The sequence below is a fragment of the Streptomyces sp. NPDC002795 genome (genome assembly GCF_042888725.1).
In the GTDB taxonomy this organism is placed as follows: domain Bacteria; phylum Actinomycetota; class Actinomycetes; order Streptomycetales; family Streptomycetaceae; genus Streptomyces.
On sequence record NZ_JBIAQB010000001.1, the window covers coordinates 918,516 to 942,168 of the forward strand.

Sequence of the window (23,653 nt, forward strand, 5' to 3'; positions counted from 1 at the left end):
AAACGGACGTCCGTCCGGCGTCAACTGCGCTGCAGCGTCGTCTCGTAGACGAAGGTGTCGGGTGCGTGCGTACTGACGCTGACCTCGAAGAGCCGGCCTGCGGCGTCGTGGTAGCGGCGGATGAACTGCATGCCGGGGCTGCCCGGCACCACGCCCAACTGCCGCGCCGCCTCGGGCGGAACACCCACCGCCCGGATCTTCTGCACCACGCGCTCCACCGTCCGGCCGGCGCGCGCCTCGACGAGGTCGGAGATCAACAGGGACTCCTCGCCGAGGTCCCCCTTGATCGCCTCCGCGTCCGCGGACTCCAGATAGACCTGGGCCCACGAGATGACCCGGTCGCCGTGCTCCGGGTCGCGGCGCACGGACGTGACACACACCCGCTCGGCACCCTCCGGAAGCCCTGTCGCCGCCGCCAGCTCGGCCCCGACCACGACCGTGTCGACGGACAGCACACTGCGCACGGCCGACTCGCCGTACTGAGTCAGCTCCTGGAGGCTGCCCAGATGGGCCGTGAACGCGGCCGCGGGCCGCGACCGTTCCACCCGCGTCCCCGTCCCCGGGTGACGGGAGATCAGACCGCGCGCCTCCAGGCGCTGCAACGCCCGCCGCAGTGTCTCCCGCGACACCTTGTACGCCGCCGCCAGCTCCGGCTCCGTCGGCAGCAGCTCGCCCACCGGCCACTCACCCGCCGACACCCGGGACATCAGGTCATCCGCAATGACCACGTACCGCGGCTCACGCACGAAAGACCCCTCGCTCCGACGACACTCCAGGTCGAAAGCCTAGAACATGCGGGCAGTACGCCGAACCGTCGGCAGGTGGCCCGGCCCGTCCGGCGCACGCGGTGCATGATGTTGCGCACCGCGACGTGCGGGCGGCGCACCACTCACACATCACGCGCACGTCGCCCGGCAAGGAGGACGGCATGCTCAACCTCGTACACCTGCAGACTTTCCAGGCCGTGCTGGAGACCGGGTCGCTCAGCGCCGCGGGAAAGCGGCTCGGATACACCACGTCGGCGGTGTCGCAGCAGGTCGCTGCCCTCGAACGCGGCCTGGGCGTGCGGCTCTTCGAGCGTGGTCCACGCAGCCTGCGGCCGACGCATGCCGCCGAGCGGGTGGGTCTTGTGGCGGGGTCTCTTCTGATCCGCGCCGGATCGTGACCGAGGAAGGCGTGCACCGGCTGACCATGCGTCGACTGGCCGCTGAGATCGGCAGTACGCCGATGGCGCTCTACCACCACGTCCGCGACAAGGAAGAACTACTCGTCCTCCTGCTGGACGACTACGCCGCACGGAATATGAGTCGACCCGAACTTCCTGCCCACCCTCGCGAGCGGATCGTCGTCGCCGCTACCGCGATCCACGAGGCACTCGCGGCCTGCCCCTGGATCGTGGAGGTGCTGACCGCCGACGACTTGATGTCCACGGCCGCGCTGTGGTTCGTCGAGCAAATCGTCGACGGCCTCGTCGAATGCGGCCTCTCTCTCGACCAGGCGGTGCACGGCTACCGTGCGATCTGGTACTACACCGCAGGTGAGATCGTGGTCAGGACAACCGCGGCCCGCCGGCGCTCCGACGACGACCGTGCGACCTACCGGGAGCAGGTCTTCGCCGGCCTCGACCCCAACGAGCTGCCGCGCTTGGCACAGGCCGCGGACCGCTGGGCACCACTGACCGCGAAGGACACCTACGCGGACGGTCTCCGGGCCCTGCTGGACGGCCTCCTCGCCAGTCGCGTATGACATGAGTCGCTGCCGATGATGCACTCACCGGCCCCAGGGGCGGCCGCCCCACACACGCAGCCGCCCCAACACTCCCACCATCACCGATAGTTCAACCCGAACCCCCGGCCATACAGCGGACGCGTCGTGTCATCGGGTACGTCGCCCCGCTGCGCCTCCACCGCCTTCATCGAGGACGGCAGCTCGAAGGGGAGTCTGCCGTTCGGGGTGCGGTCGCCGAAGACCGTGTCGAGGAGTACCGCGTCGGAGACGCCGAAGTTGGCGACGACCGCGTCGGCGGCGCGGGTGACACCTGTCAGGATCAGCGGGCGGTCCAGCTTGGGGGCGGCGACCGTCGGCGTGCCGGTGGCCGCGGCCTTGCGCAGGGCCTGGTACGCGGGGTCCGAGGTGGGGAACTCCAGGCCCGTGAGGTCGGAGCCGGCTCTCGGGTCGGCGAGGCGGACCACCGCCAGATCCGCGTCGGCCGGGTCGTCCACCACCTTCAGGCCGCGTGCCTCCGCCTCGTCGGCGGAGACGCCGTGGAGGTAGACGGTGTGGACCTGGTCGCTGCGCGCGGGCAGGGTGCGGGCGTTGTTCTTCAGGAGGGTGAGGGAGTCGGCCTGTGCCTTGTCGCCCAACGCCTGGAACCCGGCGTTGCCGACCAGGCGGCCCGCCGCCTCCTCGTCCACGTACGGGTTCTCGAACAGGCCGAGGCGGAACTTCTGCTCCAGCACACGCCGGGCCGCCTCGTCCACCCGCTGCTCGCTGACCAGCTTCTGCCGTACGGCCTGGACGACGTACGAGGGCTGGTCGCTGCCGCCGATCTGGTCGACGCCCGCGTTCAGGGTGAGTGCCGTGCGTTGGAGGACCGACCGGTCCTCGACGCCCCAGGGCATGCCGACGCCCCACGGTCCGATGAAGGACGCCGGGGGTCGGTTGTCGAGGCACTGCTGCGGGCAGTCGCCGGTGATGCCCCAGTCCGAGACGACGACTCCGTCGAACTTGTAGGTGCCTCGGAGGAGGTCCTTCAGGAGGTACGAGTTGAAGCCCGCGCCCACCTGGTCCAGCTTGTGGCCCTTGTACGTGAGGTCCTTGAGGATGGAGTACGTGGGCATGACGCCGGAGGTGCGCGCGGCGAACGCGCCCTTGAACGGTGTGATGTGGTCCGCGAAGTTCTTGCCGGGGAACGTGGCGTAGCGGCCGTAGTGGTAGTGGCTGTCGTAGCCATGGGCCTGGGCGCCGTAGCCCACCCAGTGTTTGGTGACGGTGGCCGCGCTGTCGGTGCCGAGGCCGTCGGCGCCGTGCTGCATTCCCTTGACGTAGGCGTTGACTTGGCGGCCCGCGGTGTCGGGGTCCGAGCCGAAGGTGCCGTTGATGCGGGTCCAGCGGGGCTCGGTGGCGATGTCGGCCTGCGGTGACAGGCCTTCGGTGATGCCTACGGCCCGGTACTCGCGGCGGATGATGTCGCCCAGTTTCTCGGTGAGCCGGGTGTTGTGGGCGGCGGCGATGCCGATGGCGTCGGGCATGGCCGTCGTGCCCGCGCCCGCGACGGTCTGGCCCTCGACCACGGCGAACCCGTTGCGCGGGTCGGTGGAGATCACCGCGGGGATCCCGAGGCGTTGCTTCTCGGCGGTCGCCTGCACGCTGTTGTTGGCCGCGGCGACCTTCTCCGGGGACTTCGACAGACGGGTGATGGCAGTGGTGACGTGGCGGTCGCCGACGAGCCGGGCCGTCGCGGCCGCGTCGTAGCCGTCGCCCGACGTGGGGAGGGTGCCGTGGACGAGGAGCCCGGCCTTCTCCTCCAGCGTCATCCGGGACAGCAGGTCGCGGGCGCGCGCGGTGGCGCCGAGGCGCCAGTTCTCGTAGGGGGTGAGGCGTCCGTCGCGGTTCAGGTCGCGGAACCGGATGCCGTCCTTGGTCAGGATCGGTACGTCGCGTGATTCCAGGCGCGGGGCGGACGGCTTCCCGTGGGCGTCGGCCGGTGCGTTGAGCATGCCCGGCTGGGCGACGAGGGCGGCGACGGTGGTTATGGCGGCCGCGAGGGTCAGTCTTCGCCGACCGCTCGTGGGGTGATTACGTGAACGCATGCGTTCCTCTCCATCGAGGTCCACTTATGTGCGTGCAAGGCCTCCTACAGCCGGTTCGCCGCGTGGGCGGCGGCGGGCGAGGAGGGTTACGTCTTCATGCTGTGAAGCGATACATCACCGGAGCGCCTTCAAAGTAGGTTGCATGTTCAAGCAATGCAAGAGCTGTGACACGCAAAGCGCTCGGAGCCCGCAATGTCTCGCAACACCCCGGCGCCTGACGGGAGTTCGGCGCGCCCTCCCCCGGGCCTGCCCTCCCCGACCCCCGACCTCTACGATCAGGTGTCGTTTCGCCGTACAGCGGTGACGGCGGGTATCGAGCAGTCGAGGAGAGGAACGTCATGCGTGCTCGGAACATCGGTGCGGCGGCCGCTACCGCGTTGGCGGTGGTTGCTGCCCGCGACCTCGTACAGAAGAAGCACGCACTGCTGCGGAACTTCCCCGTGATCGGGCACGCCCGGTACCTGCTGGAGACCATCGGCCCCGAGCTGCGCCAGTACGTCGTGACGTCCAACGACGAGGAGCGTCCCTTCAGCCGCGACCAGCGGAGCTGGATCTACGCGTCGGCGAAGGAAGAGAACAACTACTTCGGGTTCGGCACCGACAACGACGTCGAGCACGTCCAGGGCCACGCGTACGTGAAGCAGCGCACGTTCGCCGGTGTGCTCCCCGACCTGCACGACCCGCAGGCCCCGCTGCCCTCGGCCAAGGTGCTCGGCGGGCCGCGCGGGCGCGCCAAGGCGTTCCGGCCCGCGAGCGTCGTGAACATCTCGGCGATGAGCTTCGGTTCGCTGTCCGGCGCGGCGGTCACGGCGCTCAACAAGGGCGCGGCGCTGGCCGGCACGATGCACAACACCGGCGAGGGCGGCCTCTCCCCGTACCACCGCGGCGGCGGTGACCTCGTCCTGCAGATCGGCACGTCGTACTTCGGCTGCCGCGACGAGGACGGCACGTTCAACCTCGACAAGCTCAAGGCCGTGGTCGACAGCGCGCCCGTCAAGGCGCTAGAGATCAAGCTGTCGCAGGGCGCCAAGCCGGGGCTCGGCGGGATGCTGCCGGGCGCGAAGGTGACCTCCGAGATCGCCGAGATCCGCGGCATCCCCGCCGGCAAGGACTGCGCCTCGCCGTCGCGGCACACCGCGTTCCACGACGTGGACTCGATGCTGGACTTCGTTGAGCTGCTCGCCACCGAGACCGGGCTCCCGGTCGGCATCAAGAGCGCGGTCGGCGAGATGAGTTTCTGGGAGGAGCTCGCCACGCTGATGGCGCGTGGTGACCGGGGCGTCGACTTCGTGACCATCGACGGCGGCGAGGGCGGCACCGGCGCCGCTCCCCTGATCTTCAGTGACTCGGTGTCGCTGCCGTTCCGGATGGGCTTCTCGCGCGTCTACAGCACGTTCGCCGAGCGTGGCCTGACCGACCAGCTCACGTTCATCGGCTCCGGCAAGCTCGGCCTGCCCGAGAACGCCACCGTCGCCTTCGCGCTGGGCGTCGACATGATCAACGTAGCCCGCGAGGCGATGCTGTCCATAGGGTGCATCCAGGCGCAGAAGTGCCACACCGACAAGTGCCCCACCGGCATCGCCACGCAGGACCCGTGGCTGATGCGTGGTGTCGACGCACCCTCGAAGGCCACTCGCGCCGCCATGTATCTGCGCACCCTGCGCAAGGAGTTGCTGAAGGTGTCGGGAGCGGTCGGCGTCGCCCACCCCTCGCTCATCACGCCCGATGACATCGACATCATGAACGGCGACTACGAGGCCCGTACGCTGGCCAGTGTCTACGGCTACAAGGACGGCTGGGGCGAACTCGGCGAGGATCTCGCCCAGGAGATCACCGAACTCCTCACCACGCGGCCGGATCCGCGACCGGAGCCGGCTGTCTGAGAGCGCATCGGCCGACGGTGACACCTCATGGTGTCACCGCCGGCGGCACCGTCTCAGCCCGTGTGCCGCGTGCGCAGCAGATGCGGTCCGAGGTCGGCGATGGTCGCGGCCCCGATGAGCTGCATCGTCACCTCGATCTCCTTGGCGAGCAGTTCTACGGCTCGCGTGACACCCTCGCGGCCGCCGGCCATCAGCCCGTACAGGTACGCGCGTCCGACGAGGGTGAAGTCGGCCCCTGCGCAGAGTGCGGCGACGATGTCGGCGCCGGACATGATGCCGGAGTCGAGGATGATCTCCACGTCGTCGCCCGCCTCGGCCCGTACCTCGGGCAGGGCGTGGAACGAGACGGGTGCGCGGTCGAGTTGGCGTCCGCCGTGGTTGGACACGACGAGCCCGTCGGCCCCGGCGTCGAGCGAGCGGCGCGTGTCCTCGGCGGTGAGGACGCCCTTGACGAACAGCTTTCCCGGCCACTGGGAGCGGATCCACTCCAGGTCCTCGATCGACAGGGTCGGGTCGAACATCGAGTTGATGAGCGACGGCAGGTCCTGGCTGGTACCGGAGAGCGAGGCGAAGCTGAGCGGGTCGGTGGTCAGGAAGTTGAACCACCATTCGGGCCGGTACGAGGCGTCGAGCACGGTCTTGAGGGTGAGCCTCGGCGGGATCACCATGCCGTTGCGGGTGTCGCGCAGCCGCTGGCCCGCGACCGGGGTGTCCACGGTGACCAGGAGCGTGTCGAAGCCGCTCGCGGTCGCCCGCTGGAGGAGGTCGAGCGACTTCTGCCGGTCCTTCCAGAGGTACAGCTGGAACCAGCGGCGGCCGTCCGGTGCGGTGGCGGCGACCTGTTCGAGCGAGCGGGTGCCCATGGTGGACAGGGAGAACGGGATGCCTGCCGCGGCGGCAGCGGTCGCTCCGGCGTCCTCGCCCTCGGCGTGCATGAAGCGCGTGAACCCGGTGGGTGCGATCCCGAACGGCAGCGCGGACGACGCGCCCGCGATCTCCGTGCTCAGGTCCACCTTCTCGGTCCCGTGCAGGATGCGCGGCAGGAGTACGACGTCGTCGAACGCTCTGCGGGCCCGACGCACCGTCAGCTCGCGCTGCGCCGCGCCGTCCACGTAGTCGAACGCGGGGCGGGGTGTGCGGCGCCTGGCTATCGCGCGTAGATCCCATACGTCGGCGGCCTTCCCGAGGCGGGCGGCGCGCCTGTCCGGATTGAAGCCGTCGAACCTCAACAGGGGGCGCAGCTCGGAGATCTGGGGCAGTCGGTGTTTCACGGGGGCTCCTGCGATGCGTGACGAATGTGGTGCCCTACAGCACGTGTCAGCAGGATGGCATGTCAAGGGTGGCGTAACGGTGGACGACGTCGTGTGCGACGTCGTGGAGCGGGCGGTTGTGGGTGAAGGCGTAGGCGCGCAGGCGGATGAGGGCCTGGTCGAGGGGGACTCCGAGGTGGACGGTCAGGGCGCCGGTTGCCTGGTGGACGACGGCACGGTGCAGCGGAAGCGGCTGGTCCGCCCGCATGTCGTGGATGCCCTCGGGGGTCGTGAGGATCGTGACGGTGCCTTCGGCGAGGGCGAGGAGGCTGCTCATCTGGGGGCGGGTGAGCGGGCCGGGGGCGGCGCGGTGGCCGGTCAGGGCGCCGAGCCGGGTGGCCCCCAGGTTCACCGGTACGGCGTGGACGGCGCGCGGAGGACTGTGGCGGGCGGCGGGCAGCAGGGCGGGCCATCGTTCCTCGGGCACGGTGTGCAGGTCGGGGACGAGCACGGGCTCGCCGGTGCGCACAGTGTCGTGGGTGGGGCCCTCGCCGAGGGTGAACTCGAGGTCCTCGAAGGCGATCCCTGCGGTGTGGGACGGGTCGTACCAGACCAGTTCGAGGCCGGATGTGTTCATCAGGCAGAGGGTGATGCTGTCGAGGCCGAGCACGTGCGCGCAGGAGGCGGGCGCGAGCGCGCTCAGTCCGTGACCGGAGTGGGTGGCGGCGGTCAGGAGAGCGGGGATGTCGGAGGAGTCTGCGGACACCGGGCGGGCACTCCTTGGCTGTGGTCGGTGGGACTCCGATGGTGTGAGCCGCAGGACGTTGGCGGCAAAGCGCTCAGAGGCGCCGCTGTCTGTCCGGGGCCAGAGCGAACTCCTCGGCGGGGACCTGGCCCTCGACGACCCGCAGGCACAGCTGGGTCAGCGAGGTCCGTTGGGCACGGGCGTAGGCCCGCAGACGCTCGAAGGCGGCATTGGGTGCGATGTCCAGCCGGGCCCCGAGTGCGCCTTTGGCCTGTTCGATGGCGATGCGGCTGTTAAGTGCGGTCTGCAGCTGTCCGACCCGTTCGGCCTGGTCCTGGGAGAGGCGGTGGTGCAGGATGCCGATGGTCGCCGCGTCCGCCAGGGCCTGCCCCAGGCGCAGGGTCGCCGGGTGGAGAGCGTCGGGACGGGCGTGGAACACGTTCACCGCACCGATCACCTCCTCGCGCAGTCGCAGCGGAAGCGCGGCCGTGGCCGCGAATCCGGCCGTGCGGGCGGCCTTGGTGAAGCGTGGCCAGCGTTCGGCGAGGGCGGGACGCGTCAGATCCACGGGTCCGACCTGCTCGTGTCCCAGGCAGCAGTCCTTGCACGGCCCCTCGTCGAACTCGACCTGAGCCTCTTCGAGTTGGTGGGCGGTGTCGGTGGACGCGGTCACGTCCACCAGCCGGTCCTGGGCGTCGACCATGACGACCCCGATCTCCGTCACGTCCAGCAACTCGCGCATGTGGTCGGTCAGTACGTGCAGGAAGTCCACCAGGTAGAAGCCGTCCCTGAGGGTGTCGGCCAGCTCCAGAAACGCCCGCGCGAGCCGCTCGTCCCGCTCCCACTGCGCCATCACGCAGCCCCCTTCTGCCCCGATTCCCCGTCGCCGGGCTGACCTGTGGCGACACTGCCAGTATCCCGCACGGCACCTGCGGCCGGAACCGAATCGAAGGATTCCGGGCAGTGGCCCGCGGGCGACTCCGGTCGGCCGCCGGAGCCCGCACCGTCCTGGAGCCGTAGGGTTCTTCCAGTTGGCATCGCGGCACGTGGGGACCGCACGCCGACCTCGTTCCTTGCCCCCTCGCACTCTTCTGGAGATTCGATGTACGCAGTCACCGACCCGGCCACCGGCGAGATCGTCGAGACCTACTCCACCGCCACCGACGCCGAGGTGGCCGCGGCCGTCGACGCCGCGCACCAGGCGACCGCGTGGGGTCGCACCAGCACCGTGGCCGACCGCTCCGCGCTGCTGCGCCGCCTCGGCGACCTGCACGCCGAGCACCGCACCGAGCTGGCGGACAGCATCGTGCGGGAGATGGGCAAGCCGCGCGAGGAGGCGGAGGGTGAGGTCGACTTCTGCGTGGACATCTACCACTACTACGCCGACCACGCCGAGGAGTACCTCGCCGACGAGCCGGTGAACGTCACCTCCGGTCCCGGCGGCGCCGTGGTCCGCCGCAGCCCGGTGGGCGTCCTCCTCGGCATCATGCCGTGGAACTTCCCCGCCTACCAGGTCGCCCGGTTCGCCGCCCCGAACCTCGCCCTCGGCAACACCATCGTGCTCAAGCACGCCCCGCAGTGTCCCGCCACGGCGGCGCTCCTGGAGAAGCTGTGCCGCGAGGCGGGCTTCCCCGCCGGCGCGTACGTCAACGTCTACGCCACCAACGAGCAGATCGCCGACGTCATCGCCGACCCGCGCGTCCAGGGTGTCTCGCTCACCGGTTCGGAGCGTGCGGGGGCGGCGGTCGCCGAGATCGCCGGGCGGAACCTGAAGAAGGTCGTTCTCGAACTGGGCGGCTCCGACCCGTTCGTCGTGCTGTCGGCCGACGACCTCGACGCGGTCGTGGAGTCCGCGGTCGCGGCCCGCCTCGACAACACCGGCCAGGCCTGCAACGCCGCCAAGCGCTTCGTCGTCGTCTCCGACCTGTACGACGCGTTCGTGGAGAAGTTCGCCGCCCAGCTCCTCGCGGGCCAGTCCGGCGCCCCGCTGTCCTCCGTGGCCGCGGCGGACACGCTGGAGCGCCAGGTGGCGGCGGCCGTCGCCGAGGGCGCCACGCTGCACTCCGAGGGCAAGCGCGACGGCGCCCACTACCCGGCGGGCGTGCTCACCGGCCTGACCACCGAGCACGCCACGGCCCGCCAGGAGCTGTTCGGCCCCGTCGCCATGGTCTTCAAGGCCGCCGACGAGGACGACGCCCTGCGGATCGCCAACGACACCCCGTACGGCCTCGGTTCGTACGTCTTCACCACCGACGCCGACCAGGCCCAGCGGGTCGCGGACCGTATCGAGGCCGGCATGGTCTTCATCAACGGCGTCGGGGCCGAGGGCGCGGAGCTCTCCTTCGGCGGCGTCAAGCGCTCCGGCTTCGGCCGCGAGCTGGGCCGGCCGGGCATCGAGGAGTTCGTGAACAAGAAGCTCATCCGCACCGTCGCGTAGGCGCGGAGCGGGGCAGGCGGCGGTGGCGTCGACGGGATTCGTCCGGTCGACGCCACCGGCGGTTCACGCCTGGTGCGCAGCGGTGGCGAGCACCGGCGAGGGGCGCACCGCCCCGACCGGTTCACCGTGCCCGAGGACCGGAGCCTCGGTCAGCGCAGCCAACCGCGGGTCGGTGTCGACGTCGACACCGAGGTGGCGCAGTGCGGCGGTCATCACCACGGGGCGCGGCCGCTGCGCGCCGTCCGCGATCTTGAGGGCGACGGCGGAGCCGTCCGGGCGGGCGAGGGCGTAGACGCCTTCGGCCCCGTCCTTGGCCACGACACCGGGAAGCGCTCGCATGAGGTCGGTGACGTCACGGCCGGTGCCGCCCACGTACGCGGGGTGGGTGTTCATGGCGGTGGCCACCCGCTTCTCGGGGGTGCCTTCGGCCGCTGCCGCGATCCTCGCGAAGGCGCGGGCCAGGCCGGTGAGGGTGAGGGCGAACAGCGGGGCTCCGCAGCCGTCGACGCCGACCGCCGTCGACTTCTCCCCCGCGAGGTCCTCCAAGGCCTCGCGCAGGGCGGTCTGCAGCGGGTGGCCGGGGTCGAGGTAGTCGTCGAGGGACCACCCCGCGGCCACGCACGTGGCGAGCATCGCCGCGTGCTTGCCCGAGCAGTTCATCGTGATGCGGCTGGGGCCGAGACCGGCGGCGAGGTGCGCGGGCTGCGACTCGGCGCCGATGGGCAGGGCCTCGGTGCACCGCAGGGCGTCCTCGGTGAGCCCCGCTCCCGCGAGGATCCGGCGCACCCCGTCGAGGTGGAAGTCCTCGCCCGAGTGGCTGGCGCAGGCGAGGGCGAGGAGTTCGCCGTCGAGGTCGAGTCCCGCGCGGAGCATGCCGACGGCCTGGAGCGGCTTGTTGGACGACCGGGGGTACATGGGGCTGTCGACGGGGCCTGCCGCCAGCACGGCGGCGCCGGCCGCGTCGAGCACCACGACCGACCCGTGGTGCACGGACTCGAGGAAGTCACCGCGCCACACTTCAGCGAGCACGGGCCACTCCGGCCGCGAAACCGGTGACATGGGCGTGGACTTGCTGAGGGCTGCGGCGGTCATGAGTGTCCTTCGACTGGTCGGTGGTGCGGGGCCCTGGCGGGGGTCGCCACGGCTTTCAAGTGTCGACAGTTATCAGTTTCAGGAGCAAGTGTCGACACTTGTCCGCGATGAAAGACGGTCACCAGGAAGCCTTGACAGAGAGTTCAGAGCGCCTGTCCACTGTCGTCTGTCCACACTTCTCACAGTGGTCTGTCTCTTGTCCTTCGGAGGTTCCCGTGACCGGACTGGTCCACCGTCGCCTGGCGGGACAGGTGGTCGAGATGCTGCGCGAGCAGATCCTCACCGGTGTGCTGCCGCTCGGCTCCCGCCTGAACGAGGTGGAGATCGCCCGCGATCTGGGCATCAGCCGCAGCCCGCTGCGCGAGGCCATCGGTCAGCTGGTGAGCGACGGGCTGCTGGTGCACGTGCCCAACAAGGGCGCCGCCGTCCTGACGGCGGGACCCGAGGACGTGGCGGCGCTCTTCGAGCTGCGCTCCGCCCTTGAGTGCCGCGCGGCGCGCCTGGCCGCGCTCCGCAGGCAGCCCAAGGAGGTGGCCCGCATGCGCAAGGTGTGCGTACGCTCCCGCACGGCGCGCGAGACGGGACGCAAGCTCCCGTACGACCTGGACCTCGAGTTCCACCGGGCGCTGATGGAGGCCGCGCACAGCCCCCGTATCGCCGAGCAGGTGTGGCTCGTGCAGCAGCAGGTGATCGTGCTGCGCAGCGGGCTGGTGTCGCGGCCCGCCCATACGGAGGCATCGCTTGCCGACCACGAGGCGATGGCCGAGGCGGTCGCGGACGGCGACGCCGATCTCGCGGCGAGCCTGATGGAGTCCCATCTCTCCCTGGTGGAGACCGAGTTGCTGCACTCCATGCGGTCGGAGGCGACGTGACACACCGGCCCCGCCCCCGCGCGCTGGGGATCGCCCCGGGCACACTGCCGCCCGGCCCCTCGAACTCCCTGACCGACGTACGAGGTGTGCGCGTGGGACACCTCACCCTCCACCATGACGACGAGGCGCGGCCGGCGCGGACGGGCGTGACCGTCGTCGTCCCCGCCCCCGACTCCGTGTTCCGCAACAAGCCGGCCGCCGGCGTGGACGTCGTCAACGGGTTCGGCAAGGCCGCCGGACTCAGCCAGGTCGTCGAACTCGGCGTCCTGGAAACGCCGTTGGCGCTGACGAACACGCTCGGTGTCGGGGCCGCCTTCGAGGGCCTGACCCGGCACACGCTGCGCGACCACCCGGAGATCGGTGTCTCCACGGGCACCGTCAACCCGGTGGTCCTGGAGTGCAACGACGGCTGGCTCAACGACATCCGGGGGCTTCTCGTACGCCCGGGTCACGTCCTCGACGCGCTGGCCTCGGCGTCCGAGGGGCCCGTGGAGGAAGGGGCCGTCGGGGCGGGTACCGGCATGGTGTCCTTCGGCTGGAAGGCGGGCATCGGCTCCAGCTCCCGGCTCGTCGACGCCGGTGACGGCAGCCGCTTCACCGTGGGCGTCCTCGTCCTCGCCAACTTCGGCCGGGCGGCGGACCTGACCGTGCTCGGCTCCCCGGTCGGCCACCACCTCACACCTGAAGGGGCGGCGGAGCAGGCCGAGTTCGCCCGCGGCGCCGGTTCCTGTGTCGTTCTCGTCGCCACGGACGCCCCGGCGGACGCCCGCCAGTTGCGGCGCATCGCCAAGCGCGCCTCGGTCGGTCTGGCCCGCACCGGCGGCATCGTCCAGCACGGCAGCGGCGAGTACGCCCTGGCCTGGTCCACGACGAACCGCACACCCCACGTACCGTCCGGGCCCGTCCGCACCACGTCGGCCCTGGCCGAGGACGGACCCTTGATGGACCTGATGTTCCGGGCCGTGTCCGAGGCGACGGAGGAAGCCGTCCTCGGCTCCCTGTTCGCCGCCCGGCCCGTGACCGGCGTCCGGGGCCACCACGCACCCTCGCTTCCCACGGACCGTGTGGCCCAACTGCTGCGCCGTCCCGAGCCATTGACACACCACGGCGCGCAGCCGGAACCCACTCCGTAAGAGGCAAGAGTTCCGCGCGCCACCCCCACAACCCCCAGACATCGGAGCAGGACTCCGGCCGCCAGGCATGCCCGGCGGCCCGGCCCGGCCTGCCCGCAACCACCCCCGGAAAGAGCGAACCCATGCCCGAAACCGCTCCGGCCGCGGCGACGCGCCGGACACCCACCTTCTTCCAGGCCCTCGCCCCGATCGCCGTGATGATCGCGCTGCTGGTGGTCGGTACGGTCTGGCTCGACCTCGCTCCCGTGATCCTGCTGATCGTCGCCTCCAGCTTCGCCGGGGTGTACGCGATGTGGTTCGGCGTGACGTGGGAGCAGATGCTCACCGGTATCCGCCGCAAGATCGACTCGACGATGCCCGCGCTGCTGATCCTGATCTCGATCGGCATGCTCACCGGCACCTGGATGATCAGCGGAACGATCCCCATGGTCGTGGACTACGGGCTCCAGGTGATCGAACCCCACTGGATCCTCCCCGTGTCGTTCCTGGTCACGGTGGTCGTCTCCACGCTCACGGGAACGTCGTGGGGCTCGGTCGGCACGGTCGGCGTCGCGCTCATCAGCGTGGCGGGCGGACTTGGTGCCTCGCTGCCCATGACGGCCGGGGCGATCGTCGCGGGCGCCTACTTCGGCGACAAGATGTCACCGCTGTCGGACACGACCAACCTCGCCCCGGTCGTGGCGGGGGCGAACCTCTTCGAGCACATCCGCCACCTCCTGTACACCACGGTGCCCGCCGCGGTCGTATCGCTGATCGCCTACTTCGTCCTCGGCCTGAGCATGCACACGGATTCCTCGCAGGGCGCGGGCAAGCAGACGGAGGAGCTGCTCGGCTTCCTGGACAAGGCGTTCACCTTCAGCCCGCTCCTTCTGCTGCCGCCTCTCGTGGTCCTGGTGGGAGCGGTGCTGCGCAAGCCGCCGCTGCCGACGATCATCCTGTCGTCGGTGGTGGCCGCGATCCTGGGCGGCGTGGTGCAGGGCTTCTCCCTGTCCGAACTGAGCACCGCCGCGTCCGAGGGCTTCAGCACCGACATGCTCGCCGCGCACGGGTGGGACGCGCAGGCCATCCCGGAGACGGCCAGGACGCTCCTCGACCGCGGTGGACTCTCCTCCATGACGGGCGTCGTCCTCATCGGCCTCGCCGGCTTCGCGTTCGCCGGCATCATCACCGAGGCGGGCTTCATGGACGTCCTCATCACCCGCCTGCTGCACCGCGTCCGCCGCACCGGAGGCATCGTCCTGGCGACGGTCGGGTCCTCGATCGGCGTGGCACTGGCCACCGGCACCTCATACCTGACGATCCTCATCCCCGGCGAGGGCTTCAAGCAGGTCTACGCCGACAAGGGCCTCGCCCCCAAGAACCTCTCCCGCACCCTGGAGGACTCCGGCACGGTGATGGTGCCGCTGATCCCCTGGAGCGAGGCCGCGATGTACATGTCGACGACGCTGGGCGTGGCGACCATCTCGTACGCGCCCTACGCCTTCCTCTGCTACCTGGGCGCGGTGTTCGCAGTGATCTGCGGGTACACCGGGATCGGCATCGCGCGCAGCGCTTCGGGTCCGGCTCCCCGGGCGACATCTGCGGAGCCGGCCCCCGCCACACCCGTCTCCTGATGCCCACGGTGTGACGCGGGCTACAGAACCGGCCTCTTCCGGCCGGCCGGCCGGCGGAGTTGCAAGAATCCGCAGCCGCAAGCTCACCGCATGCATGCAACCGCAGCGCACCCGTCGGCGGCCTTGGCGTCGAGAGCGGCCGCAACTGCCGCCGCGAGACCCCTCGATGAACTCGACCTGGCGCTCGCGCGCGACCCGGACGTCACCGACACCCGTACCCACCTGGTGCAGCGGCTCCACCAGGAAGGCAGCCAGTGGCGCCTGGTCGCGCTCAGCCGGGAGCAGAACGCGCCCTGCTGCGGTCCCTCGCCGGGGTGCTCGGGGGCGGCAAGGCGGTGCTGCGCTGCGAGGCGGCCCACCTGCACGCGGGCGGTGTCCACCACGTAGACGTATTCGCCCCAACCACCCCCGGAGATCGGCGGATCCGTGCAATCCCACGCGCGCGTCGGACACATCAACGAAGGTGGCCCACATGACTTCCGCCGAACTCACCTACCTCAGCGCCACCGAGGCCCGCCGTCTCTTCGCCTCCCGGGAGCTGTCCCCCGTCGAGCTGATGCGCGCCGTCATCGACCGCACCGACCAGGTCGAGCCGAAGATCAACGCCTTCACGGAGCGCCTCTTCGACGAGGCCCTGGAGCAGGCCCGGCACGCCGAGGGAACGTACCTCGGCAGGAACGGCCGCGACCCGCGCCCTCTGGAGGGCATCCCGGTGGCCACGAAGGAGAAGCACGGGATCCTCGGGCGGCCCCTCACCGAGGGCTCGCTGACCCGCAGGGACGAACTCGCCACCGAGAACCACCCGTTCGTCGACCGGATCCTCGACGCGGGCGGCATCATCCACGCCCGCACCGCGACCCCCGAGTTCTCCATCGCGACGTTCACGCACACCCGCCTGTGGGGTGTCACCCGCAATCCGTGGAACACCGAGTTCACGCCGGGTGGTTCGTCCGGCGGCGCCGGTGCGTCCCTCGCGGCCGGTACGACCCTGCTCGCGTCCGCGTCCGACATCGGTGGCTCGACGCGCATCCCGGCGGCGTTCACCGGCACCGTCGGTTTCAAGGCGCCGTACGGCCGCAACCCCGGCCACGGCCCGATCGCCGCCGACCACTACCGCGGCGACGGCCCGATGGCCCGCACCGTCGACGACGTCATCGCCTTCCAGAACGTGCTGTGCGGCCCCGACCCGCGCGACCACACCACCATCCGCCCGAAGCTGACGCTGCCGACGCAGTACGACGACGTGGCGGGCATGCGGATCGCGCTGTGCGTACGCCTCGGCGAGTACGACGTGCACCCCGAGGTGGAGGCGAACCTGCGGGCCACCGCCGCGGCCCTGACCGAGGCCGGCGCCCACGTCGAGGAGATCGAACTCCCCTGGACCCGGGCCGATCTGCTGACCTCGATCGCGGGCCACTTCTCCACGATCTTCGGCGCCCAGGTCACCGAGATCGCCGCGACCCGGGCCGACGACCTGACGACGTACGCCCGCGATTTCGTCGACGCGATGGCCCGCGCCCGCGCCCACGTCAGCTACCTCGACAGCCTGCGCGCCGAGCACCGCGTCCAGAACCAACTCGCCACCGCCATGGCCCCGTTCGACGCCCTGCTGTGCCCGACGACGGCGATCCCCGGCTGGCACGCGGGCGACGACCTGGCGGACGACAAGGTCGTGGTGCACGGCGAGGAGACGGTCGAGTCCCTCTGGTGCGCCATGACCAACCCCTTCAACATCAACAACCGCTGTCCCGTCCTCAACGTCCCCTCGGGCATGTCGAGCTGGGGCGTACCGACCGGCATCCAGATCGTCGGCCACACCTACGACGACCCGACGGTGTTCCGCATCGGCAAGGCCGTGGAGGCGGCGCGTCCGTGGTCGTACGAGGCGCTGGTCTGAGGGGTTCCTCCGTGGTCTAATCTGGCGGCGCCGCAGGCCGGCCGCGACGCCGCTCAGCGCACCGGTCCGAGAAGAGAAGACATTGTCCAGGGCTGTCCCGCATCCGTACGACTCCGACGACACACCAACGCCGGAAGCCGCGCGCCCCGCCGCGTCCGGTGCCGGTGTGTCGTTCCAGCGTGGGCTGAGCGTGCTCATCAGTGTCGCCGAGTCCGGGGAGACCCGCGTCGAGCAGATCGCGGCCGACGCGGGGATACCGGTCAGCACGGTGTACCGGTACCTGCGCACGCTGCGGGAGTTGGACCTGGTGGAGGAGCGTTCGGGTACGTACGTGCCCGGTTGGAGGCTGTTGGAGCTGTCGGGGCAGCATTTGACGCACACCCGGCTCGTGGAGCTCGGGCACCCGTTGTTGCAGGAGCTCACGGACGCCACGGGTGAGACGGCCGTGCTGACCGTGCGGGTCGGGTCGCAGGCCATGTGTCTGCGCCAGACCCAGTCACCGCACGCGATCCGCATGGCGTTCCGGATCAACCAGTTGCTGCCGCTGTACGCGGGGGCGGGTCAGCGCATCCTGCTGGCCCACGCGCCGCCTCCGGTGATCGACCGGGTGCTGGGCCGGCCGATGCGTACGATCACGGACCGTACGCCCGACCGGGCCCGCCTGGCACGGGAGATGGAGACCATCCGCACGAGCGGGTTCCTGGTCTCGCAGGGCGAGCTGAACGAGGGAGCGGTCGCCGTCGCGGTGCCGGTGACCTCGACGGGCGAGGTGGTGTGTGCGCTGACCGTGGCCGGTCCCGAGTCGCGCTGCGGTCCCGCGTGGCGGCGGCAGGCCCGTGAGCGGCTCCAGGCGGCGAGCCTCCGGCTCGCGGGGATCCTGGAGTACGGGGCCGATCCCCGCAGCGCCTGACCGCCCCCCTCACACCGGAGTGATCCGCACCGGCAGATGCTTCCAGCCGCGCAACGTGTTGTGCAGGAAGGGAACCGGGTCACCGGCGGGTTCCACCGTCCGCACCCGGCGGGCCAGTTCGCCGATGAGGACGTCCGCCTCCAGGCGCGAGACGGGCTGGCCCACGCACTGGTGGATGCCGAAGCCGAACGCCAGGTGTCCCGAGGCGTCCCGCTCGATCCGGTAGGTGTGCGCGTCGTCGCCGAAGCGCCGCGGGTCGCGGTTGGCGGCCCCGGTGAACAGGGCGACCTTGGTGTCCTCGGGGATGTGGACACCGTGGAAGTCGACCTCGCGCGCGGTCGTGCGGAAGAAGGACTGGAACGGCGACTCGTGGCGCAGCGCCTCGTCCACGGCGAACCGTGTCAGCTTCGGGTCGGCGTGCAGCAGTGCCCACTGGTCCGGGTTGGCGGACAGACACCTCATGGTGTTGCCGAGGGTGAGCACCGTGGTGTCGAGCCCCGCCGACAGCAGTGCGCGCACCAGGCGGGTGGCCTCGTCACCGGTGATGACACCCTGCTCGGCGTACTCCCAGATCTTCGCGCCGAGCCCGTCGGGCGTCAGGTTCTCGCGGGCGCAGTTCTCCATGACCCAGTCGACGGTGTGCTCGCCTGCGGCGAAGTACGCGGCGTAGCGGGCGTCTTCGGGGCCGAAGGCGGAGAAGTTCATGGCTCCGTGCGGGAGCAGGTTCTCCGCGCGGCCCTCGCGGGGGATGCCGACGGCGTTGCCGAAGACCTCGATGGGGAAGAGTTCCGCCATCTCGGTCACCGCGTCGAACTCGCGCTTGTCGAGGAGTTCGTCGACGAGCTGCTCGGCGTAGGCACGGAACGCGGGGCGCAGCGCGCGCACGTTGCGCGGGGAGATGACCCCGGACATGGCGGCCCGCAGCGGCGTGTGCATGGGCGGGTCGGAGTCCAGGATGCCGGCGGGCTTCCACGGGGGTTCCTGGTGGTAGTTGCGCGGCCCGACCCCGGCGCCGGAGAGGAACGTCCCGTGGTCGGTGAGGATCTCGCGGCACTGCTCGTACCGGGTGAAGGCGTGCACCCCGTAGCGCTCCAGCCAGACCGCGGGCCCCGCGTCACGCATCCGCGTGAAGAGCGGGTACGGGTCGGTGAGGTGGGCGTCGTCGTAGGGGTCGTCGGCGAGGTGTGCGACGGGGGTGTCGGCCGGGGCGGACATCTGGCCTCCTGATGCGACTCGGTGGTGGCAGGCACCGTAGACCGGCGGGCCGTGCCCGGGACACGGGCGTTATCACCTGCTGAGAACCGCTGTTGCCGCGTGCGGCCGGGTTTCTGACGATGCGGCTGAGGAGGCCCGGCCCCCCGCACATGGACGACATGGAGGAAGCATGCCTACGCAGGACTACCTGACCGTGACCGTGAAGGAGACGCGCTCCGAGGCCGTGGGGGTGCGCTCGCTGGTGCTGGCCGCGCGTGAGGGCGGGGCGCTTCCGGCGTGGACGCCCGGAGCACATGTCGATGTCGTGCTGTCCCGGGATCTGGTCCGGCAGTACTCGCTGTCGTCCGCGTGCGAGGAACGGGCCGCCTGGCGCATCGCCGTGCTGCGCGAGCCCGACGGCCGGGGCGGTTCGGCGTATCTGCACGACCGGGTCGCTGCGGGCGACACCCTGCTGGTGAGCGCGCCACGGAACAACTTCGCGCTGGACCTGGACACATCGCGGCTGGTGTTCGTGGCCGGTGGCATCGGCATCACACCGATCCTGCCGATGCTCGCGGCAGCCGAACGGGCGGGCACCGACTGGCAGTTGCTGTATCTGGGGCGCAGCGCGGAGACTATGGCGTTCGCCGACGAACTCACCCGGTACGGCGACCGGGTGCGTCTGCACCGCGACGATGTCTCGGGTGTCGCGGACCTCGCCGCGGAGCTCGACGGTGTGGGTGCGGCGGGGGCGCATGTGTACGCGTGCGGCCCGTCCGGACTGCTGACGGCCGTCCAGGAGTACGCCGACGCGCGCCCGCACTCGTGCCTGACGCTCGAACGCTTCGTCGCGACGCCGGAAGCCCAACGGCAGGTCGACGACCGGCCGTTCACGGTGGAGACCGCCGACGGGCGGGAGATCGAGGTGGGCGCCGGGCAGTCCATCGTCGACGCCCTGACGCAGGCCGGGGTCCGTACGCTCACCTCGTGCCGTGAGGGTGTGTGCGGGACGTGCGAGACACCGGTGCTCGAAGGCACTCCTGACCACCGCGACCAGCTCCTGAGCGAGGAGGAGCGGGCCGCGGGCGACGTCATGATGATCTGCGTCTCGCGCTGCCAGGGGGAGCGTCTGGTGCTCGACGTGTGAGTCCGGGAGCCGCCTGGGCGGCGTCCGCCCTGGCAACTCCCGTACAGGTCACGCCCTTTGCCTCGCCCCGTCCGCCGCCTCCACGACCGCCCCGGTCCGGACGAGGTCGAGCGCCGCGTGCACCCTCGGGTACATGACGACGTCTCGGGTCAGTTGGTCGATCGGCCGCCCGTCGGTGGCCGGTGTGGCGCGGAGCCGGTCGAGTGCGGCGCGGGTGGCCGGGGCGAGGGCCTCCGCGTCCCTCCCCTGCTCGGCGAGCCGCAACTCCAGCGCCTGGCCCGCCATCAGCAGCTCAGTGGCGACGACCGCCTCGATATTGGCGACGACCTGGCGGGCGTGACGCCCCGCGTTGGACGCCATCGAGACATGGTCCTCCTGGTTGGAGCAGGTGGGGATGGAGTCGACGCTGTCCGGGTGCGCGAGGGTCTTGCAGTCGGACACCAGGGCGGCGGCCAGGTACTGCGGCAGCATGTAGCCGCAGTCCATGCCGACCTTCTCGCCGTCGACGAGCATGTCGGGCAGCCCGCGGTTGAGTGTGCCGTCGTTGAGCCGGAACAGGCGGCGCTCGGCGATCGAGCCGATCTCCGTGACGCAGATGGACAGGAAGTCCGAGGCGAACGCCAGGTACTGGGCGTGGAAGTTGCCGCCGGAGACGGCCTTGAGGTCGCGCGGCAGTCCGGGCACGACGAGCGGGTTGTCGGTGGCGGCGTTGAGTTCCGTCTCGACGATGCCGTGGACGAAGCCGAGGGTGTCCCGCACAGGGCCGAGCACCTGCGGCACACACCGCAGCGAGTACGCGTCTTGGGGTGGCTGGCGTACGGGATCGGTGTCGGCGGCGCCGTCGACGAAGGCGCTGCCGTCGAGGAGTTCGCGCAGCCGGGCCGCCGTCGCGATCTGCCCGGGGTGGCCGCGGGCCTCGTGCAGCTGTGGCAGGAAGGCGTCGCCGAAGCCGAGCAGTGCCTCGATGCTCATCGCGGCGGTCACCTCGGCCGTGGCGAGGAGGTTCTCCGCGTCGGCGAGGGCGAGGGCGCACAGCGCGGTGGAGTACGAGGTGCCGTTGGTGAGGGCGAGGCCTTCCTTGGCGCCGAGGGCGAGCCGGTCGATGCCCGCGGCGGCCATGGCGGCGCGCCCGCTCATCAACTCGCCTTCGTAGTGGGCGAGTCCACTGTCCTGTTCCGGGTCGGTGTCACCAGCGGGACGGCTGAGGGCGAGGGCGAGGTGGGCGAGCGGGATGAGGTCGCCGCTGGCGCCGAGGGATCCGTACTCGGGGATCGCCGGGTGGACACCGGAGTTGAGCATGGCGAGCAGGGTGTGCACGACGTCGGGGCGGACGCCGGAGTAGCCGCGCGCCAGGCTGGAGGCGCGGATCAGCATGGTGGCGCGGACGACGTTCTCGCCGCAGTGCCGGCCGACGCCGCATGCGTTGGAGACGATGAGCCGGCGGGAGAGTTCGACGGCGTCCTCGGGGGCCTCGAAGGCCTGCCGTCCGGCGAGCGAGCCGAATCCGGTGTTGACGCTGTAGACGGGGCGCGCGGCCTCGCCCTCGGCCATGCCGCCGGTCAGCCGGGAGACCCACGCGGCGCTCGGCGCCATGGCCTTCTCGGCCTCCGTGCCGAGTGCGACGGGGCGGTGGTGGCGGGCGACGGCGACGAGGTCGTCGAGGGTGAGCGGCCGGTCGCCGAGGACGAGGGGTGCGGTGTCTGTGGTGGCTGTGGTGGTCACAGGGCGGCTCCTTCCGGAACGGTGGCAGTGGTGGCGGGGCGGGTGTCGTCCCGGTGTCCGGCGCAGTGCCGGGTGGCCGCGCTGACGACGGCGAGTACGAGGATGTTGGCGACCATGGCGACGACACCCACGTCGAGGTCCTGCACCGGCCGCGGCGCCCACGGCAGCAGGCTCGCGCTGGTGGCATCGGTGAGGGTGGTCCAGCTGACGATGGCGACGCCGGTGCACACACCGGCCCATGCACCGGCCGTGGTGACAGGGTTGCGCCGCCACATCGACGCGACGAGCACCGGGAAGAGCTGGACCACGAACCCGTACGCCATGATCAGCAGCATCGCGATGGCCTCGCCGCCGCGGAAGGTGAGCACGGCCGCGACGAGCGCGAGGACCGGCACCAGGAGGCGGCTGAGCCGCCCGACGGTCTGGTCGCTCGTGGCGGGGCGGGCCGTCTGGTAGATGTTCTTCGCGATCAGCATCGCGGCGGACTGGAGCAGCATCGCGCCGGGCACGAGCGCGGCGAGCATCCCGGCGACACCGACGAGCCCGACCAGCCACGGCGGCAGCGCGTCCTTGGCGAGCGAGAGCAGCGCGAGGTCCCCGTCCTTCAGGCCCGGCACCTTGAGCACCGCGGTGAACCCGATGACGAGGACCATGACGAGGACGATCTGGTACGCGGGTGTGATCACGGCGTTGCGGCGCAGCGCCTTGGCACTACGGGCGGCCAGGATGCCGGGCATCATGTGCGGCCACGTACAGATGCCGAGGGCGAACAGCAGGCTGGTGGAGATGTACCACCACACGCTGTACCCGTGGTCCGGCAGTGTCAGGAAATGCGGGTGGGCGGCGGAGAGCGCGTGGAACATGTCACCGAGCCCGCCGTAGTAGTGGATCGGCAGGTAAAGACCGAGCCCCACGACGAGGACGAGCATCAGCGTGTCCTTGATGATCGCGTTCCAGGCGGTGCCGCGCAGCCCGGACACGGTGACGTACACGGCGATGACGGCGACACCGATCCACACGGCGGCGCCCTGCGAGATCCGCCCGTACGAGCACTCGTGGACGATGATGCCGAGCCCCTTGAGCTGCAGCACCAGATACGGGATGAGGGACACCACTCCGACGACGGCGGTCAGCACACCGAAGCCCTTGGACCGGTACTTGCGGGCGTACAGGTCCGGGGCGGTGAGCAGCTTGTGGCGGCGGGCGTAGGCCCAGATCGGCGGGGCCAGCCAGTAGAAGACGACGTAGCAGATCGACGAGAACATGTAGATCATCGGCCCGCCCATCGAGTAGGCGCCGCCACTGCCACCGAGGAAGGTGTACGTGGTGAAGTTCTCGCCCGCGGCGAGGAGGAACACGAGCAGACTGCCGAGTCCGCGGCCGCCGACGGACCACTGTTCGAGGTCCATGGTGCGACCGCGCCGGGCGAGCAGCCCGAGCACGAGGACGAGGACGAAGGCGCTGCCGAGGATGGCGAGGGCGGTGTTCACCGGGCGGCTCCTTCGGCGGTGGCACTCGGGGCCGCGGCATCGGTGAACTCACCGTGCTCGTCGGGTAGTTCGTCGGGCTCGCGGTTGGCGGGATCGAGGCAGTAGACGACCGCCATGACGACGGTGGTGAGCACCACCCACAGGGCGGCCCAGAACACCACCATCGGCAGGCCTAGGACGTAGGGCTGCTCGGTATTGACGACGATCAACGACCCGGCGACCGGGACGGCGCTGAGCAGATGGAGGATCCAGCGGCGTGACACGTGACGTGCTCCCTTCCGGACGGACGGGACATGGGTGGGACCCCCGTCCGGAAGGCACAGTCCTCAGGTCACCGGGCGGGTGCGCGGGGAATGCTTGCCCGGTGAACCGATCTTGGCAATGGCGGATTCTCACGGTGCAGGAACGGCGAAGCTCGGCGCGGTGTCTCCGCGCCGAGCCGCCGTACCCCTTCTG

At 70.8% G+C, this 23,653-nt stretch carries 20 protein-coding genes and 1 pseudogene; 11 read left to right on the forward strand and 10 right to left on the reverse strand.

The window, feature by feature from the left end; genetic code table 11:
• Positions 1-20 precede the first annotated feature (20 nt).
• A complete protein-coding gene (locus tag ACFYWS_RS04020) occupies positions 21-746 on the reverse strand; it encodes a GntR family transcriptional regulator (RefSeq protein ID WP_389269231.1) in 726 nt (241 codons plus the stop codon).
• Between the two features lie 182 nt (positions 747-928).
• Between ACFYWS_RS04020 and ACFYWS_RS04025 the strand changes: the two genes are divergently transcribed.
• Complete coding sequence (locus tag ACFYWS_RS04025) at positions 929-1,165, forward strand: LysR family transcriptional regulator (protein WP_389269233.1); 237 nt, start codon at positions 929-931, stop codon at positions 1,163-1,165.
• A pseudogene (locus ACFYWS_RS04030) lies at positions 1,150-1,746 on the forward strand (TetR/AcrR family transcriptional regulator C-terminal domain-containing protein); the annotation flags it as partial. The gene ACFYWS_RS04025 and the pseudogene ACFYWS_RS04030, both read left to right, overlap by 16 nt.
• Positions 1,747-1,826: 80 nt before the next feature.
• Here ACFYWS_RS04030 and ACFYWS_RS04035 read toward each other — a convergent pair.
• Positions 1,827-3,812 (reverse strand): glycoside hydrolase family 3 protein, encoded by a 1,986-nt coding sequence (locus ACFYWS_RS04035; RefSeq protein WP_389269235.1) that lies wholly within the window; start codon positions 3,810-3,812, stop codon positions 1,827-1,829.
• Positions 3,813-4,150: 338 nt separating this feature from the next.
• Between ACFYWS_RS04035 and ACFYWS_RS04040 the strand changes: the two genes are divergently transcribed.
• Entirely contained in the window at positions 4,151-5,695 is a 1,545-nt protein-coding gene (locus ACFYWS_RS04040) for an FMN-binding glutamate synthase family protein (protein ID WP_389269237.1), read from the forward strand.
• Between the two features lie 53 nt (positions 5,696-5,748).
• Here the strand turns inward: ACFYWS_RS04040 and ACFYWS_RS04045 are convergent, their stop codons facing one another.
• The 3 genes from ACFYWS_RS04045 to ACFYWS_RS04055 all read right to left on the reverse strand — a co-directional run bounded on the left by ACFYWS_RS04045 (position 5,749) and on the right by ACFYWS_RS04055 (position 8,543).
• Positions 5,749-6,966, reverse strand: a complete 1,218-nt coding sequence (locus tag ACFYWS_RS04045; protein WP_389269239.1) for an alpha-hydroxy-acid oxidizing protein — start codon at positions 6,964-6,966, stop codon at positions 5,749-5,751.
• Between the two features lie 46 nt (positions 6,967-7,012).
• On the reverse strand, positions 7,013-7,711 hold the full coding sequence (locus ACFYWS_RS04050) for a GAF and ANTAR domain-containing protein (protein WP_389269241.1): 699 nt from the start codon (positions 7,709-7,711) through the stop codon (positions 7,013-7,015).
• Positions 7,712-7,784: 73 nt separating this feature from the next.
• Positions 7,785-8,543, reverse strand: coding sequence for an ANTAR domain-containing protein (locus tag ACFYWS_RS04055; RefSeq protein WP_389269243.1), 759 nt, complete (start codon positions 8,541-8,543; stop codon positions 7,785-7,787).
• A 249-nt stretch (positions 8,544-8,792) separates the two neighbouring features.
• Here ACFYWS_RS04055 and ACFYWS_RS04060 point away from each other — a divergent pair, with 249 nt between their 5' ends.
• Positions 8,793-10,127, forward strand: coding sequence for an NAD-dependent succinate-semialdehyde dehydrogenase (locus ACFYWS_RS04060; RefSeq protein ID WP_389269245.1), 1,335 nt, complete (start codon positions 8,793-8,795; stop codon positions 10,125-10,127).
• A gap of 63 nt (positions 10,128-10,190) precedes the next feature.
• Here ACFYWS_RS04060 and ACFYWS_RS04065 read toward each other — a convergent pair whose 3' ends face one another.
• Positions 10,191-11,219 carry an asparaginase gene (locus ACFYWS_RS04065; protein ID WP_389269247.1) on the reverse strand — a complete coding sequence of 343 codons (1,029 nt, stop codon included), beginning with the start codon at positions 11,217-11,219 and terminating at the stop codon, positions 10,191-10,193.
• A 215-nt stretch (positions 11,220-11,434) separates the two neighbouring features.
• On the opposite strand from ACFYWS_RS04065, the gene ACFYWS_RS04070 reads away from it, so the two are divergent.
• The 6 genes from ACFYWS_RS04070 (at position 11,435) to ACFYWS_RS04095 (ending at position 17,644) form a co-directional block, all read left to right on the forward strand.
• Positions 11,435-12,091 (forward strand): GntR family transcriptional regulator, encoded by a 657-nt coding sequence (locus ACFYWS_RS04070; protein WP_389269249.1) that lies wholly within the window; start codon positions 11,435-11,437, stop codon positions 12,089-12,091.
• Positions 12,088-13,224: a P1 family peptidase gene (locus ACFYWS_RS04075; protein WP_389269251.1), complete on the forward strand. Its 1,137-nt coding sequence runs from the start codon at positions 12,088-12,090 to the stop codon at positions 13,222-13,224. Before ACFYWS_RS04070 ends, ACFYWS_RS04075 begins: the two co-directional genes overlap by 4 nt.
• A gap of 122 nt (positions 13,225-13,346) precedes the next feature.
• A complete protein-coding gene (nhaC, locus tag ACFYWS_RS04080; protein WP_389269253.1) occupies positions 13,347-14,837 on the forward strand; it encodes a Na+/H+ antiporter NhaC in 1,491 nt (496 codons plus the stop codon).
• A gap of 90 nt (positions 14,838-14,927) precedes the next feature.
• Positions 14,928-15,224 carry a hypothetical protein gene (locus tag ACFYWS_RS04085; RefSeq protein WP_389269255.1) on the forward strand — a complete coding sequence of 99 codons (297 nt, stop codon included), beginning with the start codon at positions 14,928-14,930 and terminating at the stop codon, positions 15,222-15,224.
• Positions 15,225-15,309: 85 nt separating this feature from the next.
• Positions 15,310-16,734, forward strand: a complete 1,425-nt coding sequence (locus ACFYWS_RS04090; RefSeq protein WP_389269257.1) for an amidase — start codon at positions 15,310-15,312, stop codon at positions 16,732-16,734.
• A gap of 82 nt (positions 16,735-16,816) precedes the next feature.
• Positions 16,817-17,644 carry an IclR family transcriptional regulator gene (locus ACFYWS_RS04095; RefSeq protein WP_389269259.1) on the forward strand — a complete coding sequence of 276 codons (828 nt, stop codon included), beginning with the start codon at positions 16,817-16,819 and terminating at the stop codon, positions 17,642-17,644.
• Positions 17,645-17,653: 9 nt separating this feature from the next.
• On the opposite strand, the gene ACFYWS_RS04100 is transcribed toward ACFYWS_RS04095, so the two are convergent.
• Positions 17,654-18,859, reverse strand: coding sequence for a cytochrome P450 (locus ACFYWS_RS04100; protein ID WP_389269261.1), 1,206 nt, complete (start codon positions 18,857-18,859; stop codon positions 17,654-17,656).
• A 169-nt stretch (positions 18,860-19,028) separates the two neighbouring features.
• Between ACFYWS_RS04100 and ACFYWS_RS04105 the strand changes: the two genes are divergently transcribed.
• Entirely contained in the window at positions 19,029-19,985 is a 957-nt protein-coding gene (locus ACFYWS_RS04105) for a PDR/VanB family oxidoreductase (RefSeq protein WP_389269263.1), read from the forward strand.
• A 48-nt stretch (positions 19,986-20,033) separates the two neighbouring features.
• Here ACFYWS_RS04105 and hutH read toward each other — a convergent pair whose 3' ends face one another.
• The 3 genes from hutH to ACFYWS_RS04120 are packed head-to-tail and all read right to left on the reverse strand — an operon-like array spanning position 20,034 to position 23,460.
• Entirely contained in the window at positions 20,034-21,707 is a 1,674-nt protein-coding gene (hutH, locus tag ACFYWS_RS04110) for a histidine ammonia-lyase (protein WP_389269265.1), read from the reverse strand.
• Positions 21,704-23,197: a sodium:solute symporter gene (locus ACFYWS_RS04115; RefSeq protein ID WP_389269267.1), complete on the reverse strand. Its 1,494-nt coding sequence runs from the start codon at positions 23,195-23,197 to the stop codon at positions 21,704-21,706. Before ACFYWS_RS04115 ends, hutH begins: the two co-directional genes overlap by 4 nt.
• Entirely contained in the window at positions 23,194-23,460 is a 267-nt protein-coding gene (locus ACFYWS_RS04120; protein WP_389269269.1) for a DUF3311 domain-containing protein, read from the reverse strand. The genes ACFYWS_RS04115 and ACFYWS_RS04120 overlap by 4 nt, the downstream gene beginning before the upstream one ends.
• Positions 23,461-23,653 lie beyond the last annotated feature (193 nt).

Bases quoted from the DNA above. Each gene is read 5' to 3' on its own strand.
- ACFYWS_RS04040 (WP_389269237.1), top strand. From the start codon at position 4,151: ATGCGTGCTCGGAACATCGGTGCGGCGGCCGCTACCGCGTTGGCGGTG.
- ACFYWS_RS04105 (WP_389269263.1), top strand. From the start codon at position 19,029: ATGCCTACGCAGGACTACCTGACCGTGACCGTGAAGGAGACGCGCTCC.
- ACFYWS_RS04090 (WP_389269257.1), top strand. From the start codon at position 15,310: ATGACTTCCGCCGAACTCACCTACCTCAGCGCCACCGAGGCCCGCCGT.
- ACFYWS_RS04055 (WP_389269243.1), bottom strand. From the start codon at position 8,543: ATGGCGCAGTGGGAGCGGGACGAGCGGCTCGCGCGGGCGTTTCTGGAG.
- ACFYWS_RS04060 (WP_389269245.1), top strand. From the start codon at position 8,793: ATGTACGCAGTCACCGACCCGGCCACCGGCGAGATCGTCGAGACCTAC.
- nhaC (WP_389269253.1), top strand. From the start codon at position 13,347: ATGCCCGAAACCGCTCCGGCCGCGGCGACGCGCCGGACACCCACCTTC.
- ACFYWS_RS04100 (WP_389269261.1), bottom strand. From the start codon at position 18,859: ATGTCCGCCCCGGCCGACACCCCCGTCGCACACCTCGCCGACGACCCC.
- ACFYWS_RS04035 (WP_389269235.1), bottom strand. From the start codon at position 3,812: ATGCGTTCACGTAATCACCCCACGAGCGGTCGGCGAAGACTGACCCTC.
- ACFYWS_RS04025 (WP_389269233.1), top strand. From the start codon at position 929: ATGCTCAACCTCGTACACCTGCAGACTTTCCAGGCCGTGCTGGAGACC.
- ACFYWS_RS04065 (WP_389269247.1), bottom strand. From the start codon at position 11,219: ATGACCGCCGCAGCCCTCAGCAAGTCCACGCCCATGTCACCGGTTTCG.
- ACFYWS_RS04085 (WP_389269255.1), top strand. From the start codon at position 14,928: ATGCATGCAACCGCAGCGCACCCGTCGGCGGCCTTGGCGTCGAGAGCG.